Here is a 17,030-nt window from a genome sequence, read left to right as displayed (position 1 = left end):
CCAACCCGCAGCCCCGCATGAACACCCCGCCCAGCACCGCACCCGCCACCCCCGCCACCCCCGCCACCAACGCCGCGCTGATGGCGCGCCGCCGTGCCGCCCTGCCCGCCGGGCTGGGCCAGACCTACGAGGTGTTCGTCGAGCGCGCCGACAACGCCGAAGTCTGGGACGTGCAAGGCCAGCGCTACATCGACTTTGCGGGCGGCATCGCCGTGCTCAACACCGGGCACCGGCACCCGCGCGTCGTGCAGGCGGTCAAGACCCAGCTCGAGCAGTACCACCACACCTGCTTTCAGGTGCTGGCCTACGAGCCCTACGTGGAACTGGCCGAGCGCCTGATTGCGCGTGCGCCGGGCGACTTTGCCAAAAAAGCCTTCTTTCTTTCGACCGGGGCCGAGGCGGTGGAAAACGCGGTCAAGATCGCGCGCGCCGCCACCGGGCGCTCGGCGCTGATCGCCTTTGGCGGCGGCTTTCACGGCCGCACCCTGCTCGGGATGGCACTGACCGGCAAGGTGGCGCCCTACAAAAGCGGCTTTGGGCCTTTCCCGGCCGAGATTTACCACGCCGAATTCCCCAACCCGCTGCACGGCGTGAGCGTGGCCGACGCGCTGCGCTCGCTCGACCACCTGTTCAAGTACGACGTCGAGCCCGCGCGCGTGGCCGCCATCCTCCTCGAGCCGGTGCAGGGCGAAGGCGGCTTTTACGTCGCCCCGCCCGAGTTTGCCCAGGCCCTGCACGCGCTGTGCAAGCGCCACGGCATCGTGTTCATCGCCGACGAAATCCAGACCGGGGCCGGCCGCACCGGCACTTGGCTGGCGTGCGAACAGTGGGGGCCGCAGGCCTGCCCCGACCTGATCACCATGGCCAAGTCGATGGCTGGCGGCTTTCCGCTGTCGGCCGTGATCGGCCGCGCCGACCTGATGGACGCCCCCGCTCCCGGCGGCCTGGGCGGCACCTACGCCGGGCACCCGCTGGCCTGCGCGGCCGCGCTGGCGGTGCTCGACGTGTTCGAGCAAGAGCAACTGTTGCCGCGTGCGCAAGCCGTGGGGGCGCGGCTGCGCGCCGGCTTGCAGGCGCTGGCGGCGGTACACCCCGAAATCGGTGATGTGCGCGGCCTTGGGGCCATGCTGGCGATCGAGCTGTTTGCGCCCGCGCCCGCTGCAGATTGTGCCGCACACCCCGCCACCCAGCCCGGCCAGCGCCAGCCCGACCCCGAGCTCACGCGCCGCGTCTGCGCCGAAGCGCTGGCACGCGGACTGGTGCTGCTCTCGTGCGGCCTGTACGCCAACGTGATCCGCATCCTGGTGCCGCTCACCGCCTCCGACGCCCTGCTCGACGAAGGGCTGGCGTTGCTGGGTGCGGCGCTGGTGGCGGCCAAGAGCGCGGCGCAGCCCTCCAGCCGCGCCACACCGGGCAGGTAGGGCAAGCCGCGCACGGCTTCGCGCTGCGCCAATCGTGCGCACCAAAATCGATGGCTTGGAGGCGACACGACAGGTCGCCACATCGGTGCCTCAAGCGCTAAACTTGGCCCGTCGGTGCGCCGGGCGACGGCGTGCAGCGACCCCACCTGCGAGCCCCTCATGCCCACTCCATCCTCCAGCCCCCGCTTCGATTGGTCCGACCCCTTTTTGCTCGACAGCCAGCTCAGCGCCGACGAGCGCGCCGTGCGCGATGCCGCCTACGCCTATTGCCAAGCAAAACTGCTGCCGCGGGTGCAACTGGCGTTTCGCAACGAAAGCACGGACCGATCCATCTTCAACGAAATGGGCGCGCTCGGTCTGCTGGGGCCCACCATACCCGAGGCCTACGGTGGCGCCGGGCTTGATTATGTGAGCTACGGGCTGGTGGCGCGGGAGGTGGAGCGCGTGGATTCGGGCTACCGCTCGATGATGAGCGTGCAAAGCTCGCTGGTGATGGTGCCGATCCACGAATTTGGCACCGAAGCGCAAAAGCAGCAATACCTGCCCAAGCTGGCCCGCGGCGAGTGGGTGGGCTGCTTTGGCCTGACCGAACCCAACCACGGCTCCGACCCCGGCAGCATGGTCACCCGCGCCAGGAAAGTGCCCGGCGGTTACGCGATCAGCGGCGCCAAGACGTGGATCACCAACTCCCCGATCGCCGACGTATTCGTGGTCTGGGCCAAGGACGATGAAGGCGCCATTCGCGGCTTCATCCTGGAAAAAGGCTGGAACGGCCTGAGCGCCCCGGCCATTCATGGCAAGGTGGGCCTGCGCGCCAGCATCACCGGCGAGATCGTGATGGAGGACGTGTTTTGCCCCGAAGCCAACGCCTTTCCCGAGGTGCGTGGCCTGAAGGGCCCCTTCACCTGCCTGAACAGCGCCCGCTACGGCATCGCTTGGGGCGCGTTGGGCGCGGCCGAAGACTGCTGCGCCCGTGCGCGCCAGTACGTGCTCGAGCGGCAGCAGTTCGGCCGCCCGCTGGCCGCCAACCAGCTGATTCAGAAGAAGCTGGCCGATATGGTGAGCGAAATCGCGCTCGGCCTGCAAGGTTGCCTGCGCCTGGGGCGCCTGAAAGACCAAGGCCAGGCGGCGATCGAACTCACCAGCCTGCTCAAGCGCAACAGCTGCGGCAAGGCGCTCGACATCGCCCGCACGGCGCGCGACATGCTCGGCGGCAACGGCATCAGCGACGCATACGGGGTGGCGCGGCATCTGGTCAACCTCGAAGTGGTCAACACCTACGAGGGCACGCACGACGTGCACGCCCTCATCCTTGGGCGCGCCATCACCGGCATCGCCGCTTTTGCCAACTGAACAGCCCAACGCCCCATGCCCCCTGCCCCCTTCAGCGCCAGCCCCGCCGCCACGCCTGTGCGACCACTCGAGGGCGTGCGCGTGCTCGACCTCTCGCGCGTGCTCGCCGGCCCCTGGGCGGCACAGATACTGGCCGACTACGGCGCCGACGTGATCAAGGTCGAGCGCCCCGGCTGCGGCGACGACACCCGCGCCTGGGGTCCGCCCTGGTGGGGCGAAGGCGAGCAGCGGCTATCGGCCTACTTCGTCTGCGCCAACCGCGGCAAGCGCTCGGTGGCCATCGACCTGACCCAGCCCGAAGGCATCGAGCAGGTGCGCGAGCTTGCGCGCGAGGCCGACGTGCTGATCGAAAACTACAAAGTCGGCCAACTGGCGCGCTATGGGCTGGATGCGCCCAATCTGCAAGCCCTCAACCCGCGCCTGATCTACTGCTCCATCACCGGCTACGGCCAGACCGGCCCGCTCTCGCCCCGAGCCGGTTACGACTTCGCCATCCAGGCCGAAGGCGGCCTGATGAGCATCACCGGCAACCCCGACGGCGAGCCGCAAAAGGTGGGGGTGGCGGTCACCGACCTGCTCACTGGCGTCTATGCCTGCAGCGCCATCCTGGCCGCGCTGCACGAGCGCGGGCGCACCGGGCGCGGGCGCGTGATCGACGCCGCCTTGTTCGACGTGCAAGTGGCCATGCTGGCCAACCAGGCCAGCAACCAGCTCATCGGCGCCACCCGGCCCAGCCGCATGGGCAACGCGCACCCCAACATCGTGCCCTATCAGGTTTTTGCCACCCGCGACGGCCACCTCGTGCTGGCCGTGGGCAACGACGCCCAGTTCAACCGCCTGTGCGAGGCCATCGGCCAGCCGCTGCTGGCGCGCGACCAGCGCTTTGGCACCAACCCGGCGCGGGTGCAACACCGCCAAGAGCTGATCGAGCTCATCGGCCCAGTGCTGCGCCAGCGCGACACCGCCGACTGGCGCACGCATCTGGATGCGCTGGGCATCCCGTGTGCGCCCATTCTGGACGTGGCGCAGGTGCTCGAGCACCCGCAAGTGGCGGCGCGCGGCCTGATCCTGCCCGCGCAAGCGGCGCCGGAGGATGGCGCGCTGGGCACCCCGCCGGCGCTGGCGCACCCGATCCTGCTCGACGGCCAGCGCCCCTGCGCCGCACTGCCCCCACCCGCGCTCGGCCCCGAGCACACGCACTGGCAGCCGCTGCCTGGCACCTGAACCCCCCCAAACGAGCGAGCCCGTCACCCCATGCCCACCCCCACCTCCTGCCCCCTGAGCCTGCTGCACGACCCCAGCCTGCTCAAAACCGACGCCCTGATCGACGGCCGCTGGGTGCCCGGCAGCCAGCGCTTTGACGTGCACGACCCGGCCACCGGGGCCAAGCTGGCCGATGTCGCCAACCTCGGGCCGGCCGAGGCCCAGCAGGCGATCGACGCCGCCCACACCGCCTGGCCGGCCTGGCGCAACCAGACCGCCAAGCAGCGCAGCCAGATTTTGCGGCGCTGGTTCGAACTGCTGCTGGAGCATCAGGACGATCTGGCGCGACTCATGACCGCAGAACAAGGCAAACCCTTGGCCGAAACCCGGGGCGAAGTCGCTTATGGGGCCAGCTTCGTCGAATGGTTTGCCGAAGAAGCCAAGCGCGTCAATGGCGAAACCCTGCCCCAGTTCGACCCCAACCGGCGCCTGCTGGTGCTCAAGCAGCCCATCGGCGTCTGCGCCGCCATCACGCCCTGGAACTTTCCGCTGGCCATGATCACGCGCAAAGTGGCGCCGGCGCTGGCGGCGGGCTGCCCGGTGATCGTCAAACCGGCCGAACTCACGCCCCTGACCGCGCTCGCCGCCGCCGAACTGGCCCAGCGCGCCGGCCTGCCACCGGGCGTGCTCAACGTGCTGAGTGCCGACAGCGCGCGCTCGATCGCCATCGGCCAGGTGCTGTGCGCCAGCGACACCGTGCGCCACCTGAGCTTTACCGGCTCCACCGAAGTCGGGCGCATCCTGATGGCGCAGTGCGCGCCGACGGTGAAAAAGCTCGCGCTCGAACTCGGCGGCAACGCCCCCTTCATCGTCTTTGACGACGCCGACCTCGACAGCGCGGTCGAAGGCGCGCTGGCCAGCAAATACCGCAACGCCGGCCAGACCTGCGTCTGCGCCAACCGCTTTTATGTGCAAGCCGGCATCTACGAGGCTTTTTTGCAGAAATTCGCGGCCCGTGTCGGCACGCTGCAAGTGGGCAGCGGCTTTGCCGAAGGCGTGGCCATCGGGCCGCTGATCGAGCCCGCCGCGCTCGACAAGGTGCAACGCCACCTCGACGACGCGCAGGCCCAGGGGGCGCGGGTGCTGGTGGGTGGGCAGCGCCTGAGCGCGCTGGGCAGCGGCCAGTTCTTTGCCCCCACCGTGCTCGCCGACTGCCACGCCGCCATGCTGTGCGCACGCGAAGAGACCTTCGGCCCGCTGGCCCCGGTGTTCCGCTTCGACACCGAGCAAGAGGTCATCGCCGCCGCCAACGCCACCGAATTCGGGCTGGCGAGCTACTTCTACAGCCGCGACGTGGGCCGCATCTGGCGCATGAGCGAGGCGCTGGAGTACGGCATGGTCGGCGTCAACGTCGGCATCTTGGCCACCGAGCACGTGCCCTTTGGCGGCATGAAACAGTCGGGCCTCGGGCGCGAGGGCTCGCACCACGGCATCGACGAATACCTGGAGCTCAAGTACGTCTGCGTGGGCGATGTGCTGCGTTGAGCGTTGCGGCGCTTGCAGCAGCTCTGCCGGGCGCGGCTTCACCGACCTTCGGCCTCCCCCTCGTCGGTCTGGAAGTTTGGGCAGATGGTGGGCCTCCCGTGAGTCGAACACGGCACCAACGGATTATGCGTACCAGCTATGGCTTTCGCCACCCCTTTCGGGTTTGTGGTCTGGACTGTCTCTTGTCGTTACGACCTGCCCGTACAGTCTCTACACGTCCTCCCCCAAGGGGGAGTTTCGCTCGGGATTGCCACGCCAGCAAGGCAGAGGTTTCCCCGAATTTGAGCAGTTCTACCGGCAGGCAGAGTGAACTTACCCACCGGCAACCCACATTCGCGCCGCCCGTATTCTTGCGAACCGCAGGGCGGCGCAGCTTAAGTCCGCTGCTCTAACCAAGCATGAGCTAGAGGCCCAGAGATCTGGAGTTTACTGCATCCCCAAGCGCCCAGACAAGCGCCCAAGGAAGCGCCGGCACAGGCGCCCATGCGCCCACCGGCACAGGCACGCGCAGGCCCATGCTGGGCGCCAGCTGCTCACGGCGGGCTGCGAAACTCCTGGCGCGGCTGGCTCAGGGCGTTGCCCAGCAGCTTGGCGGTGATGTCCACGATCTGGATCATGCGCTCGTAGGGCATGCGCTGCGGGCCGATCACGCCCAGGGTGCCGACCACGGCGCCATCGACGGTGTAGGGCGCGCTGACCACCGACAAATCCTCGAACGGCACGCCTTGGCTGTCGCCGCCGATGAAGATCCGCACCCCGTCGGCCTGGTGCGAGACGTCGAGCAGCCGCATGAGCTGGGTTTTTTGCTCAAAGATATCGAATAGCCGCCGCAACTGCCCCAAGTCGTGCGAAAAATCGCTCACCGACAGCAGGTTGCGCTCGCCGGCCACCAGCACCGCGTCTTGCTGCGCCTCGCTTTCGGTACCCAGCTCAACCGCTTGCAGCATCAGGGCGGCGATCTCACCACGCAGGCGCTCGACTTCGGTGCGCAGGCGGTCGCGCACCTCGCTCAGCGTCAGGCCGGCGTAGTGGGCGTTGAGAAAATTGGCCGCTTCTTGCAGTTGGCTTTGTTCAAACTCGGGCTGGGTGTGGATGACGTGGTTTTGCACCTCGCCATCGGGCGAGACCAGAATCACCAGCACGCGCCGCTGCGACAGGCTCAAAAACTCGATGTGCCTGAAGACGCTGGCGCGCTTGGGCACCCGCACCACGCCCACGAAATGCGACAGGCTGGAGAGCAGCTGCGCCGCCTGGTTGAGCACTTGGCGCGGTTGCTCGCCATGCAGGGCAGCGGCCGGCATGGACTCCACGGCGGGGAGCTCGTCGCGCCGGGCGGTGAGCATGGTATCGACAAACAGCCGGTAGCCGCGCGCGGTGGGCACCCGGCCCGCCGAGGTGTGCGGGCTGGCGATCAGGCCGAGATCCTCGAGGTCGCTCATGACGTTGCGGATGGTCGCGGGCGAGAGCTCCAGCCCGGCCGCACGCGACAGGGTGCGCGAGCCCACCGGTTGACCGTCGGCGATGTAGCGCTCGACCAGGGTTTTGAGCAGGTGCTTGGAGCGGTCATCGAGCATGAGGAAGATTTTAATGGGCTTGTGCTTTAATTTGCACATGAATCAGCACGCCTCAACCCCTGCTGCACCGCCGCTGGCTGCCCTGCCGCCTGCGGCAGAGCTGCGCTTCCACCACGTGGCGGTGATCGGCAAATACAACGCACTGGGTTCGCGCGGCATCATCGACACCTTGGCGCATTTTTTGCTCAAACAGGGCTGCGCCGTGAGCCTGGAGCGCGAAACCGCCCTCAACACCGGGCTGGAAACCTACCCGGTGCTCGACGTGAGCGAGATCGGCCGGCACTGCGATTTGGCGCTGGTGCTCGGGGGCGATGGCACCATGCTGGGCATCGGGCGCCAGCTGGCGCGCCAGCAAGTCCCTCTGGTGGGGATCAACCAAGGCCGACTGGGCTTTATCACCGACATCCCGTGGCAGGGCTACGCCCCGGTTTTGCAAGCCATTCTGCACGGCCAGTACGAGCAAGACCGGCGCGCGCTGATGCACGCCAGCGTCTGGCGCGACGGCTCGTGCGTGTTCGAGACCATCGCCATGAACGACGTGGTGGTCAACCGCGGCAGCGCCCCCAGCATGGTGGAGCTGCGGGTCGAGGTCGATGGCCATTTCGTGGCCAAGCAGCGCGCCGACGGCCTAGTGATCGCCACCCCCACGGGTTGCACCGCTTACGCCTTGTCGGCCGGTGGGCCGCTGTTGCACCCGGCCATCGACGGCTGGATCATGGCCCCGATCGCGCCGCACACGCTCACCAACCGCCCGATCGTGCTGCCAGCCAGCGGCGAAATCGCGGTCGAGGTGGTCTCGGGGCGCGACGCCAGCGCACACTTTGATATGCAGAGCTTCACCAGCCTGCTGCATGGCGACCGCATCGTGGTGCGGCGCGCGGCGCACCAACTGTGCCTGTTGCACCCGCTGGGCTGGAGCTATTTTGACACCCTGCGGCGCAAGCTGCACTGGAACGAAGGGGGCGTGGGTTGAGCTGGCAACGCATGGCGCTGCGCGATTTTGTGATCGTGCGCGAACTGGAACTGGATTTGCAGCGAGGCTTTACCGTGCTCACCGGCGAGACCGGGGCCGGCAAGTCGATCCTCATCGACGCCCTGCAGTTGGCGCTGGGCGCGCGCGCCGACGCCGCGGTGGTGCGCGAGGGCGCGGCACGCACCGAGGTGGTGGCCGAATTCGAGCCCACGGCGGCGGCCTGCGAGTGGCTGGCCGAGCAGGGCTTCGAGGGCGAGCCGGGCGAGCCCTTGCGGCTCAAGCGCCAGCTCGACACCCAAGGCCGCAGCCGCGCCTGGATCAACGGCAGCACCGCCAGCGCGACCCAGTTGCGCGAGCTGGGCGAGCTGCTGCTCGACATCCACGGCCAGCACGCTTGGCAGCGCCTGACGCGGCCCGAGGCCGTGCGCCAGCTGCTCGACGACTACGCCCGCATCGACGCACGCGCCTTGCGCCAGCTCTGGAGCGACTGGCGCGCCGCGCAGCGCAGCCTCGAGCAGGCGCACACGCAACAAAGCCAGCTGCAACAAGAGCGCGAACGCCTGCAGTGGCAACTCACCGAGCTCGAGCGCCTAGCCCCGCTGCCCGGCGAATGGGAAGAGCTCAACTTGCAGCACGGGCGGCTGGCGCACGCGCAAGCGCTGCTGGAGGCGGCGCAAACGGCGCTGCACTGCTTGAGCGAAGACGAAGCCAGCGCCCGCACCCTGCTCTACCGCGCCGCGCAAGCTCTGCAAGCGCAGCAACACGTGGAGCCGCGCTACCAGGGCCTGGCCGAGCTGCTGAGCAGCGCGCTGGCGCAGGTCGATGACGCCTGCCACGACCTGCAACAGCACGCCCAGCGCACCGAACTCGACCCAGCGGCGCTGCAGGCGCTGGACCAACGCCTAGGCCTGTGGCTGGCGCTGGCGCGGCGCCTGCGCTGCGAGCCACAGGCGCTGGCCGAGCGGCTGCAGGCCGGCCGCCAGGCGCTGGCCGAGCTCGAGCGCAGCGCCGATCTGGCCGCGCTGGAGCAGGCCGAACACCAGGCCCAGGCGCGTTTTGGCTCCGAGGCCGAGCGCCTGCGCCGCCTGCGCCTCGAGGCCGGGGCGCGGCTTGGGCACGCCATCACGCAAGCCATGCAGGGCCTGGGGATGGCCGGTGGGCGCTTCGAGGTGCGGCTGCAGGCCCTGCCCGAGCCGCAAGCGCACGGCCTCGACCAAGTCGAGTTTTTGGTGGCTGCGCACCCCGGCAGCACCCCGCGCCCAGTGGGCAAGGTAGCCTCTGGGGGCGAGCTGTCGCGCATCGCGCTGGCGATCTCGGTCTGCACCAGCGAGGTCGGCAGCGCCCCGACGCTGATCTTTGACGAAGTGGACAGCGGCATCGGCGGCGCGGTGGCGCACACCGTGGGCCAGCTCATGCGCCGCTTGGGGAGCGATCGGCAGGTGCTGGCCGTGACCCATCTGGCGCAAGTGGCGGCCTGCGCGCACCAGCACCTGCGCGTGAGCAAAGGGCAAGACGCGCAAGGCAGCAGCAGCCAGATCGAGCCCCTGGACGGTGCGCAGCGGGTGGCCGAAGTGGCGCGCATGCTCGGCGGCCAGCAGCTCACCGACACCACCTTGGCGCACGCTCAGGAGCTGTTATGCAACTCGTCCTGATCACCGGCATGTCGGGCTCGGGCAAATCGGTGGCCCTGCACGCGCTCGAAGACGCCGGTTTTTACTGCGTGGACAACCTGCCACCCGATCTGCTGGAGCCGCTGGTCGCCTTGCAGCAGGCCGAAGCCACCGAGCGCGTGGCGGTGGCCATCGACGTGCGCAGCGCCCGCGCGCTGCCCACCCTGCCCTTGCGGCTGCGCCAGCTGCGCGCCCGTGGCCTGCCGCTCACCGTGCTGTTTCTCGACACCAGCACCGAAACGCTGGTGCGCCGCTTCTCCGAAACCCGGCGCCTGCACCCGCTCTCGCTCAAAGACAGCAGCGACCAGCGTCGCGCCTTGGCCGATGCCATCGAGCTCGAGCGCGAGCTGCTCAGCGACCTGCGCGAGCAGGCCCAAGTGCTCGACACCAGCCAACTCAAGGCCGCGCACCTGCGCAGCACGGTCAAGGCGCTGCTGCAACTGCCCCCGGCCCGCTTGACGTTGGTGTTCGAGTCCTTCGCCTTCAAGCGCGGCGTGCCGATGGATGCCGATTTTGTGTTCGACGTGCGCATGCTGCCCAATCCGCACTACGAACCCGAACTGCGCCTGCTAACTGGGCGCGACCCTGCGGTGGCGCAGTTTTTGCAGGCCGAAGCCGAAGTGACGGCGATGCAAGAGCAGATCGAGGCTTTTCTGAGGCGCTGGCTGCCGCGCCTGGAGGCCGACCACCGCAGCTACGTGACGGTGGCCATCGGCTGCACCGGCGGGCAGCACCGCTCGGTCTATCTGGTGGAACGCTTGGCGCAGGGCTTTGCCGAACTGGCCAGCGTGCAGGTGCGGCACCGCGAACTCGACGCCTTGCAGCACCACCCTTAAACTTGAAAGCCCGTGCCTGCACCGGCAGCAGGCGGCAGGTGTTCGAGCAACCACGTGCGGATCGGGGCTGGCAGCGCCACCGGCGGCTGCCCCAGCGACTGCAGCCAGCGCCCCGGCCCCCATGCGGGCTCTGGCGCATCCACAGCCCACTGCCACTGCACCGGGTGCAGGCGCAGTTCGCGGTGCGTCAGGCTGTGCGAGATGACCGGATGCAGGGTGGGCGCTTGCCCCGCGCGCACACCGGGTGGCGCTTGCAGCGCGGCCTGCTGCGTGGCCAGCACCGGCGGCGCGTACAAGCCGGCCCAAATGCCCCGCGGCGGGCGCTGCTGCAACCAAATGGCCCCATCGGCGCGGCGAAGCAGCAGCAGCCACCAGTCTTCGAGCCGACGCGGGCTGCGGCGCGACTTGTGCGGCAGCTCGGCCACGCGCTGCTGCGCCAGCCCTTGACACAGCGCAGCCACCGGACATTCGGGGCAGCGCGGCTTGCTGCGGGTGCAGATTTGGGCCCCCAAGTCCATCAGGCCCTGGGTGTAGGCGGCCATGTCAGTGGCGCTGGGATTTTCGGGCAACAGCCCTTGGGCCTGTTGCCACAGCGTGCGCTGGGTGGGCGCGTGCGCCAGATCGCCCCCAAAGGCCAGCAGCCGCGCCAGCAGGCGCTTCGCGTTGCCGTCCAGAATCGAAACCCGCTCGCCAAAGCAAAAGGCCGCTATCGCCGCCGCCGTGCTGGCCCCGATGCCAGGCAATCGCTGCAGCTCGGCCGCGCTGCCCGGCCAGCGCCCACCTTGTTGCACCACCAGTCGTGCACAGGCATGCAAGTGCCGCGCCCGGCTGTAGTAGCCCAGCCCGCTCCAATGCGCCAGCACCTCGTCAGACTCGGCCTGCGCCAGCGCCCACAGATCGGGGAAGCGCTGCACAAAGCGCTCGTAATACGGGCGCACGGTAGCGACTTGGGTTTGCTGCAGCATGATCTCCGACAGCCAGACCCGGTACGGATCGCGCGTGCCCTGCCACGGCAGGTGGTGGCGGCCCAAGCGCCGCTGCCACGCCACCAGCGCGTCAAAAAACAGCGCTTGCGCCACCGGGCCTGCTTCAGCTCGTCGCCGAGGACAGCGCAGGTTCAACCCGCGCCAAGGGGGCGACCGAGGCGGCAGGGTCTGGCACCAGCGAAAGCTCCTCGGCATCGGGCCGAATCACCTCGGTGCACAACTGCAGCCAGCGCGCCTGCTCGGCTTCGATCTCGGCCTGGCGGGCCAGCAGCTCGTTGATGCGCTCATCCAAGCTGCCCGCAGCCTCTTGGATGCGGTGCACGGCCTCGAGGCGGCGAGCAAAATTGCGCCGCCGCTCGCGCAGTTGGCCATCGAGCTGCGAGGCTGCGGTTTTGCTCCAGATTTCGGCTTCGCTCGACGCTTCCTCGTAGAGCTTGCGCAAGCTCGACAGCACCGCTTTGGCCAGCCGCTCGCAAAACCCCGCTTGGGTGAGCCGCAGCAGATTGGTCAGGCCCAAATACTGCAAATGCGCGTTCTCGATGCCGTCGATCGCCCGCACAAAGCGCGACAGATCCAGCCGCTGCGGCGCCTGCAAAGTAAAACCATATTCGGCGTTGAGGCTGCGAAACATGCCCGCGAGCATTTCCTGCACCTCATTGGCCCAGTGCTGCGCTTGGGACAACCCGTTGCGCAGACGCGCGAAGGTGTCTTTGTAGATCGTTTTCACGCCCAGTTTGACCCCGGGCTTTTTGAGCGCTTGGGCAAACTCGGCCACTTCGGCCTTGATCTGGTTGCTGCCCAGCTGGGCAAACAACAGCCGCAGCGTCTTGAGGTGCACCGAGCGCACGGCTTGGATGCGCAGCGCGCTCTGGTCAAATTCGGCTTGTTCGAGCTCGATGCGGGCGCGCATTTGCCGTATCACCGTCGCGTTTTTGCCGCGCAGGGTTTGCAGCTCTTGCACCTGTTCTTCGAACTCGTGGCTGCGCACCTGCAGCTGGCGCTCGACTTCGGTGCGCAACTGCTGCACCGCCTGCTGCAAAGCCGACTGCAACAGGCGCCGCCTTTGCCCCAGCACGTCATCGGCCAGCGCCCGCTCCAGCTCGGGCAGGCGGCTTTGCTGCAACAGCTGCGCATCTTGGCGCACCTTGGCCAGCAGACCCTTGTGGGCCGAGACCGCAAACACTTGCTGTCCTTGCAGGCCCAGCACCTCGGCGCTGTGCAGGCGCTGGCGTTCGATCTGCGCCTCCACGGCTTGCGGGCTGCTCAACTCGTCCCAGAGCACATCGATTTTGTTGAGCACCACCAGCCGCGACTCGCCGCGCTCGGCCGAGGGGGCTAGGTGTTCGCGCCAGATCGCCAGATCGGACTTGCTCACCCCCGCGTCGGCCGCCAGTATGAACACCACGGCATGCGCTTGGGGCAGCATACCGACCGTGAGCTCGGGTTCGGTGCCGATCGCGTTCAGGCCCGGCGTATCGACGATCACCAAACCCTGCTTGAGCAAGGGGTGCGCCATGTTGATGAGGGCGTGGCGCCAGCGCGGCACCTCCACCAAGCCATCGGGGCCCGGCACCGGGTTATCTTGGGGGTTGTCTTCGTGCCAGAAACCGAGCGCACGCGCCTGCTCGACCGGCACCCGCAGCGTCTGCGCCACCTGCTCGATGGCTTGCGCGAGTTGCTCGGGTTGGTTGACGTCGAGGTCGATGCGCTGCCACTGCTCGGGGGCGCTGCGCCACTCGAGCAGCGATTGCGCCTGCATGCGGGTCTCGATCGGCAACAGGCGCAAACAAGGTGGCAAGCCGGCTTCGTAGCCCAGTTCGGTCGGGCACATGGTGGTGCGTCCAGCGCTGGCGGGCATGATGCGCCGCCCGTAGCCGGCAAAAAAAATGGCGTTGATCAGCTCCGACTTGCCGCGTGAAAACTCGGCCACGAAAGCCACCATCACCCGGTCGCTGGCAAATTGGGATTGCAGATGGGCCAAGCGCGCGCGCGCGCCGTCGTCGAGCAGGTCGTGGCCGCCGAGCCACTGCCCGATCCGGGCCAGATCCTGCGCCCGCTGCTGGCGCCAGCGGCTGTGCAGATCAAATTGCTGGATGAATTCCATGGGGGCAATATAGCACTGGCGGCCTGCTCAGGCTGCCCCAGAACCTGCACAGATCAGGCTTTTTGACAATGCACGCAGTAATAGCTCGAGCGCTGAGCCTGGCGCAGCAGCCGAATCGGGCGACCACAGACCCGGCATGGCTGCCCGGCACGGTCATACACTTGGGTCTGCAGTTGGAAGTAGCCGCTCTGCCCGTCGGCGTTGGAGTAGTTGCGCAAGCTGCTGCCCCCGGCTTGCAGCGCCTGTTGCAGCACCTGCACGATCGCGACGTGCAGCCGCTGCACCCGCGCGCGGCTCAAGCGCGCCGCCACCGCCGTGGGGCGGATGCCGGCCACAAACAGCGCCTCGCAAGCGTAAATGTTGCCCACCCCCACCACCACCGCGCCCGCCAGCAGCACCTGCTTGATGCTGGCGCGGCGCTGGCGCAAGGCGGCATAAAAGGCCTCGGGCTCAAAGTCGCCCGAGAGCGGCTCCACCCCGAGACGGCCCAAGAGCTTGCGCGCCACCGGGTCGGATTCGCCCTCGGCATAGACCACCGCCCCGAAACGGCGCGGGTCGTGCAGGCGCAGCACGCCTCGGTTGGTGTGCAAATCAAAATGGTCGTGCGGACCCCGGGGTGGCAGAGCCGTGGCCAGACGCAGGCTGCCCGACATCCCCAGATGCAACATCAACAAGCCCTGATCCAGATCGAGCAACAGGTACTTGCCGCGCCGTCGCACCGCGCGCACGCACCGTTGCAGCAGCGCCTCGGGCGCCACCCCCAGAGGCCAACGCAGCGCCTTGCCCATTTCGATGCGCTCGATGCGGGCGCCCTGCAGCCGCTCGGCAATGCTCAGGCGCGTGGTTTCGACTTCGGGCAGTTCGGGCATGGTGCAGGCTTGGGTAAAAGGTTGAGGCCACCCACGGATCGGGCTGGCGGAACGCGGCTGGCAGAACGCAGTTGCAGCGCATGAATTATCATGGGATCATGCGCTTGGCCTTCCCCCCTGCCCCTACTCCTGCTGCCGCCCTTGTGGGCCAAGCCATCCGACGGCGGTTTGGCTGGGTCGCCGCTCTGGCGGCCCTGCTGCTGCTCGGTTTTGGGCACGGCCCGGCGGCCGCGCAACCGGCCAGCCAGCCGAGCGCACCCGCGCTCGAGCTGCAGTTTCCCGGCCCGCCCACCGCGCTCGATGCCGACACCTTCTACCAGCTGCTGCTCGCCGAATTCAAATTCCAGCGCGGCGACCCGGGCGGCGCGCACTCCCTCATGCTCGACGCCGCCGTGCGCCTGCAGCGCCCCGAGCTGTTCAGGCGCGCGGTTGACATGGCGCTGCAAAGCCGGGCCGGCAATTCCGCCTTCAACGCCGCCCGCGATTGGTCGCGCGCTTTTCCAGACAGCGATGAGCCGTTGCGCTTTCAGCTGCAGATCTTGCTGGCCCTCAACCGCCCGGGCGAAATTGGCCCGGTGCTGCAGCGCCTGATTCAGATGACCCCGATCGAGCGGCGCCACGACATCATCAGCGCCATCCCGGCCACGCTGGGCCGCCTGAGCGACCGCGCTGCCGCCCGGCGTGTGGTGCATGAAGCGCTGCAAGCGGCGCTGGCCGACCCCGCCACCGCAGCCACCGCGCACGCCGCCTTGGGGCGCATGGACTTGCTGCAGGGCAACCACCGGGCGGCGCTGCAAGCCGCGCAACAGGCGCTGCAGCTGCAGGCCGATTCGGTGCACGGCGCCACCTTGGCACTGGATCTGTTGCCACACCAAAGCGTACTGGCCGAAGCGCTGCTGCGCGCCTACCTCGAGCGCACCGACGCCGCCGGCGCGGCCCAGCGCCACGACCTCCACCTCGCCTACGTGCAGAGCTTGCTCGAGCTGCGGCGCGTCTCCGACGCCCAGCGCGAGCTGCGCCTGCTGACCGAGCGCGCCCCCGATCTGGCCCCGGCTTGGCTGCTGCAAGGCATTTTGCAGACGAATTCGCGCCGGCCCGGCCCGGCCCGCACGGCCCTGCTGCGCTACCTCGAACTGGCCCCCGGCCAGCCAGCCGAACAAGCGGCTCGTGGCCGCACCCAAGCCTACCTGCACCTGGCCCAACTGGCCGAATGGCAGCGCGATTGGGCCGCCGCCCAAGCTTGGCTCGAGCGCATTCCCAACCCCGAGGAAGCTGGTTTTGCGCTGCAACTGCGGCGCGCGCACCTGCTGGCGCGCCAAGGCCAGGTCGAGGCGGCGCGCCAGCTGCTGCGCGAGCAACCCGAGCCAGACGACGCCCAAGCGCGGCGCAAGCTGGTGGCCGAAGCCCAGCTGCTGCGCGACATCGGCCAGTACGAACAGGCGCTGCAAATCTACGGCCAAGCGATGCAGCAATTCCCCGACGACCCCGACCTGCTCTACGAAAAAGCCCTCACCGCCAAGCGCGCCGGCCAGTACGAGGCCATGGAGCAGATGCTGCGCCTGCTGATGCAGCGCCACCCCGACTACCACCACGCTTACAACGCGCTGGGCTATTCACTGGCCGACCGCAACCTGCGCCTGCAAGAGGCGCGCTCGCTGATCGAAAAAGCGCTGGCGGTTGACCCCAACGACGCCTACATCCTCGACAGCATGGGCTGGGTCGAGTTCCGCTTGGGCAACCACGCCGACGCGCTGCGCTTGCTAAAAATGGCTTTCGAGCGCCTGCCCGATGCCGAGATCGCCGCCCACCTGGGCGAGGTGCACTGGGTGCTGGGGCAGCGTGAGCAGGCGCTGGCCGTTTGGCGCCTGGGGCTGCAGATCAACCCCGATAACGACACCCTGCTGCAAACCCTGCGCCGGCTGCAGGCCCAGCCATGAACCGATCCACCCCGTTGCGCCGCCGCCGGTGCGTGCTTGCACTGGGTTTGGGTGCGCTGACCGCGCTCGCGGGCTGCGCCAGCCCGGTGCCCCTGCGCCCAGCCGCCCAAGACCAGCCAACCGATGAGCCCCTCTGCACCACGCAGCCCACGCCCGAACCCGAGCGCACCCACTGGAGTGGACGCTTGGCGCTGAGCATCGAAACCGAACCCGTGCAGCACTTCAGCGCCAACTTTGAGCTCTGGGGCAACGCCGACAGCGGCAGCCTCAGCCTATCAAGCCCCCTAGGGCAAAGGGTGGCGCACGCCCAGTGGGACGCCCAGCAGGCGCTGCTGCTGCACAACGGGCGCACCAGCGTTTTTGCGCACATGGACGAGCTCAGCGCCGCCCTGACTGGTGTCGCGCTGCCGCTGCCGGCCCTGTTTGCTTGGCTGCGCGGGCAGCAGGTCCAGATCGAAGGCTGGCAGGCCGATCTGTCGCGCCATGCCCAAGGCCGCCTGCAGGCGCGGCGCTGGCTGCCCACGCCGGCGGTCGAGCTGCGCTTGATCCTGCATTGAGA

General features: G+C 68.5%; 13 protein-coding genes. 9 read left to right on the top strand and 4 right to left on the bottom strand.

The window, feature by feature from the left end; all coding sequences use genetic code 11:
• Window positions 1-17: 17 nt before the first annotated feature.
• The 4 genes from gabT to AAAZ40_RS06745 all read left to right on the top strand — a co-directional run bounded on the left by gabT (window position 18) and on the right by AAAZ40_RS06745 (window position 5,522).
• Entirely contained in the window at window positions 18-1,421 is a 1,404-nt protein-coding gene (gabT, locus tag AAAZ40_RS06760; RefSeq protein ID WP_476659649.1) for a 4-aminobutyrate--2-oxoglutarate transaminase, read from the top strand.
• Window positions 1,422-1,580: 159 nt separating this feature from the next.
• Window positions 1,581-2,774 (top strand): acyl-CoA dehydrogenase, encoded by a 1,194-nt coding sequence (locus AAAZ40_RS06755; protein ID WP_294068170.1) that lies wholly within the window; start codon window positions 1,581-1,583, stop codon window positions 2,772-2,774.
• 15 nt (window positions 2,775-2,789) lie between these two features.
• Window positions 2,790-3,998 carry a CaiB/BaiF CoA transferase family protein gene (locus AAAZ40_RS06750; protein WP_476659648.1) on the top strand — a complete coding sequence of 403 codons (1,209 nt, stop codon included), beginning with the start codon at window positions 2,790-2,792 and terminating at the stop codon, window positions 3,996-3,998.
• Window positions 3,999-4,028: 30 nt separating this feature from the next.
• On the top strand, window positions 4,029-5,522 hold the full coding sequence (locus tag AAAZ40_RS06745; RefSeq protein WP_476659647.1) for an NAD-dependent succinate-semialdehyde dehydrogenase: 1,494 nt from the start codon (window positions 4,029-4,031) through the stop codon (window positions 5,520-5,522).
• Between the two features lie 533 nt (window positions 5,523-6,055).
• On the opposite strand, the gene hrcA is transcribed toward AAAZ40_RS06745, so the two are convergent.
• A complete protein-coding gene (hrcA, locus tag AAAZ40_RS06740; RefSeq protein WP_476659646.1) occupies window positions 6,056-7,096 on the bottom strand; it encodes a heat-inducible transcriptional repressor HrcA in 1,041 nt (346 codons plus the stop codon).
• A 37-nt stretch (window positions 7,097-7,133) separates the two neighbouring features.
• Here hrcA and AAAZ40_RS06735 point away from each other — a divergent pair, with 37 nt between their 5' ends.
• The 3 genes from AAAZ40_RS06735 to rapZ are packed head-to-tail and all read left to right on the top strand — an operon-like array spanning window position 7,134 to window position 10,575.
• The gene (locus AAAZ40_RS06735) at window positions 7,134-8,069 is read left to right on the top strand and encodes an NAD kinase (protein WP_476659645.1); all 936 of its coding nucleotides are present in this window, start codon (window positions 7,134-7,136) and stop codon (window positions 8,067-8,069) included.
• A complete protein-coding gene (recN, locus tag AAAZ40_RS06730; protein ID WP_476659644.1) occupies window positions 8,066-9,721 on the top strand; it encodes a DNA repair protein RecN in 1,656 nt (551 codons plus the stop codon). The genes AAAZ40_RS06735 and recN overlap by 4 nt, the downstream gene beginning before the upstream one ends.
• Window positions 9,706-10,575, top strand: coding sequence for an RNase adapter RapZ (gene rapZ / locus AAAZ40_RS06725; protein ID WP_476659643.1), 870 nt, complete (start codon window positions 9,706-9,708; stop codon window positions 10,573-10,575). The genes recN and rapZ overlap by 16 nt, the downstream gene beginning before the upstream one ends.
• On the opposite strand, the gene mutY is transcribed toward rapZ, so the two are convergent.
• The 3 genes from mutY to mutM are packed head-to-tail and all read right to left on the bottom strand — an operon-like array spanning window position 10,572 to window position 14,534.
• The gene (gene mutY / locus AAAZ40_RS06720; RefSeq protein WP_476659642.1) at window positions 10,572-11,654 is read right to left on the bottom strand and encodes an A/G-specific adenine glycosylase; all 1,083 of its coding nucleotides are present in this window, start codon (window positions 11,652-11,654) and stop codon (window positions 10,572-10,574) included. The two genes, rapZ and mutY, sit on opposite strands and share 4 nt — an antisense overlap.
• A gap of 10 nt (window positions 11,655-11,664) precedes the next feature.
• Entirely contained in the window at window positions 11,665-13,665 is a 2,001-nt protein-coding gene (locus AAAZ40_RS06715; protein WP_476659641.1) for a dynamin family protein, read from the bottom strand.
• 53 nt (window positions 13,666-13,718) lie between these two features.
• Complete coding sequence (mutM, locus tag AAAZ40_RS06710; RefSeq protein ID WP_476659640.1) at window positions 13,719-14,534, bottom strand: bifunctional DNA-formamidopyrimidine glycosylase/DNA-(apurinic or apyrimidinic site) lyase; 816 nt, start codon at window positions 14,532-14,534, stop codon at window positions 13,719-13,721.
• A gap of 80 nt (window positions 14,535-14,614) precedes the next feature.
• On the opposite strand from mutM, the gene AAAZ40_RS06705 reads away from it, so the two are divergent.
• Together AAAZ40_RS06705 and AAAZ40_RS06700 are read left to right on the top strand one after the other, a co-directional pair.
• On the top strand, window positions 14,615-16,471 hold the full coding sequence (locus AAAZ40_RS06705; RefSeq protein WP_476659639.1) for a tetratricopeptide repeat protein: 1,857 nt from the start codon (window positions 14,615-14,617) through the stop codon (window positions 16,469-16,471).
• Window positions 16,468-17,028 (top strand): lipoprotein insertase outer membrane protein LolB, encoded by a 561-nt coding sequence (locus AAAZ40_RS06700; RefSeq protein ID WP_476659638.1) that lies wholly within the window; start codon window positions 16,468-16,470, stop codon window positions 17,026-17,028. Before AAAZ40_RS06705 ends, AAAZ40_RS06700 begins: the two co-directional genes overlap by 4 nt.
• Window positions 17,029-17,030 lie beyond the last annotated feature (2 nt).

It is taken from the genome of Serpentinimonas sp. SMBJO2 (assembly GCF_056341105.1).
This window is presented reverse-complemented; position numbering and strand designations above follow the sequence as displayed.

Excerpts from the sequence above, each read along its gene's own strand:
- gabT (WP_476659649.1), top strand. The coding sequence starts at position 18 with ATGAACACCCCGCCCAGCACCGCACCCGCCACCCCCGCCACCCCCGCC.
- AAAZ40_RS06755 (WP_294068170.1), top strand. The coding sequence starts at position 1,581 with ATGCCCACTCCATCCTCCAGCCCCCGCTTCGATTGGTCCGACCCCTTT.
- AAAZ40_RS06750 (WP_476659648.1), top strand. The coding sequence starts at position 2,790 with ATGCCCCCTGCCCCCTTCAGCGCCAGCCCCGCCGCCACGCCTGTGCGA.
- AAAZ40_RS06745 (WP_476659647.1), top strand. The coding sequence starts at position 4,029 with ATGCCCACCCCCACCTCCTGCCCCCTGAGCCTGCTGCACGACCCCAGC.
- hrcA (WP_476659646.1), bottom strand. The coding sequence starts at position 7,096 with ATGCTCGATGACCGCTCCAAGCACCTGCTCAAAACCCTGGTCGAGCGC.
- AAAZ40_RS06735 (WP_476659645.1), top strand. The coding sequence starts at position 7,134 with ATGAATCAGCACGCCTCAACCCCTGCTGCACCGCCGCTGGCTGCCCTG.
- rapZ (WP_476659643.1), top strand. The coding sequence starts at position 9,706 with ATGCAACTCGTCCTGATCACCGGCATGTCGGGCTCGGGCAAATCGGTG.
- AAAZ40_RS06715 (WP_476659641.1), bottom strand. The coding sequence starts at position 13,665 with ATGGAATTCATCCAGCAATTTGATCTGCACAGCCGCTGGCGCCAGCAG.
- mutM (WP_476659640.1), bottom strand. The coding sequence starts at position 14,534 with ATGCCCGAACTGCCCGAAGTCGAAACCACGCGCCTGAGCATTGCCGAG.
- AAAZ40_RS06705 (WP_476659639.1), top strand. The coding sequence starts at position 14,615 with ATGAATTATCATGGGATCATGCGCTTGGCCTTCCCCCCTGCCCCTACT.
- AAAZ40_RS06700 (WP_476659638.1), top strand. The coding sequence starts at position 16,468 with ATGAACCGATCCACCCCGTTGCGCCGCCGCCGGTGCGTGCTTGCACTG.